This is a genomic window from Actinosynnema sp., from assembly GCF_052038725.1.
Window position 1 is genome coordinate 1 of the sequence record NZ_JBQGCX010000501.1, and the last position, 1,812, is coordinate 1,812.

2 protein-coding genes are annotated in these 1,812 nt (G+C 78.1%); both read right to left on the reverse strand.

Annotated elements, in window-relative coordinates; genetic code table 11:
* Positions 1–1,497, reverse strand: a 1,497-nt coding sequence (locus tag ACTUAL_RS10040) for a cytochrome P450 (protein WP_440900076.1), incomplete at its 3' end; no start/stop codon positions are given.
* A partial coding sequence (locus ACTUAL_RS10045; RefSeq protein WP_440900077.1) for an alpha-hydroxy-acid oxidizing protein occupies positions 1,494–1,812 on the reverse strand: 319 nt, incomplete at its 5' end. The genes ACTUAL_RS10040 and ACTUAL_RS10045, both read right to left, overlap by 4 nt.

A 1,812-nucleotide genomic window follows, 5' to 3' on the forward strand; every position in this document is an offset into this window, starting at 1 on the left:
CGGGGGGTGCGGCCGGGGGGGGCTGCGGCGGCCGGGGCGCGACCGGGGGCGGGGCGCTGGGCTGGGGGCCGGGGCGGGGGAGCCGGTCCGAGGGGGAGCGCCCGCGCCGGCAGCGGCCGGGCCACCGGGGTCCGCCCCCGCCGCGTCCAGCGCGTCGAAGTACCGGCCCGCCAGCCGCCGTCGCCGCGCGTCCAGGACCATCACCGTGCCCAGCACCAGCTGCACCAGGCTGCGCGCCACGTCCTCCCACCGGTCCCGCACCCGCAGGAACCCGCGCAGCGCCGCCACCCGCCCCGGCCGCTCCGGGGCGTCGCGCGGGATCAGCAGGCACGGGGCGCGGTGCGGGATGGAGCGGGTGTGGGAGACCGGGGACTGAAGGCGGTAGCGGCGCAGCACCTCGCGGGTCGCGGCCTTCATCGCCAGCGGCGCGAGCCGCCACGCCGGGCACGGCCGGTTCGCCGCCACGCCGAACGGGATGTGGTGGGCCTCGCGCGCCGACAGCGACTCCCAGCGCTCCGGGACGAACTCGTCCGGCCGCTCGTAGCCGGTCGCGTGGTACTCCGGGTAGCTGAAGCACACCACCGACCCGGCGGGCAGCACCTCGCCAGGGCCCAGCCGCACCTCGCCGCTGGTGATCCGGTGCGCGATGCCGAACAGCGGGTACAGCCGCAGCACCTCGTCCAGCACGTGCCCGAGGTACCGGTCGTCGTCCGGGTCGGCGACCAGCCTGGCCTGCACCTCGGGGCGCCGCGCGATGGCCAGCAGCAGGTGCGCCATGCCCTCGGACATCTGCACCACGGCCGTGTTGAAGAACGTGCCCTGCAGGAAGTGCACCTTCTCCTCGGGCCCGAGCGAGTCGGGCAGCGGGCGCACCACGTCACCGGCCGCGACGCGCCGCCGCAGGTAGCGGGTCAGCCGGGCCCTGCGCCGCATGTGCCGCAGCCCGGTGCACTTGAGCGCGGTGACCACGTCGTCCGCGTGCTCGACGATCAGGTCGCGGGCGCGCGGCGGGCACGGCTCGCCGAACACCAGGCCGTAGAAGTACTCCGCCCACACCGGCATCATCAGGTCGCGCAACCGCACCAGGCTCACCCGGTCGCCCGGCAGGGCGTCCAGCGCGGCGGCCGTCGCGCGGGTGGCGGCCTCGGCCAGCGGCCCGGACGGGCCGGAGACCATCGCGCGGGTGAACCGGGCGACCTCCTCGTAGCGCGGTCCGGGTTCCAGGTGCTCCTGGTGCACCTCGGGGCCGGGGGCCAGCCAGGACCAGAACCGGTCGGACAGGCCCGCGCCCCGGCTGCGGCCGTCCGCCGCCGGGTCGGCGTAGACCCGCTCGAACACCTCGGGACCGGGCCGCACGGCGGGCAGGGTGAGCACCCGGTCCCCGTTGACCCTCTCGAACACCTTGACCCGCAGGGCCACCACGCGCGGCGGCAACCAGCGCGGCGCGGTCAGCGCCGCGGCGGCGGCCAGCGCGCCCAGCGCCGTCGACGCCCTCACCGCGCGGTCCACGGCGCGGCCACGTCCACCACCAGGTCGCGGGTCAGGTCGGCGTTCGAGCGCCCGCCGCACAGCGCCAGCGCGTGGTCGTACTCGTCGCGCAGCACCTCCAGCACCCGCCGCACCCCGGCCTCGCCGTCCGCCGCGAGCCCCCACACCACCGGCCTGCCCACGCCCACGGCGGACGCGCCCAGCGCCAGCGCCACGGCCACGTCCGACCCGCGCCGCACCCCGCCGTCCACCAGCACCGGGACCCGCCCGGCGACCGCGTCCACCACGGCGGGCAGCGCGGTCACGGCGGGCGGCGCGACGTCG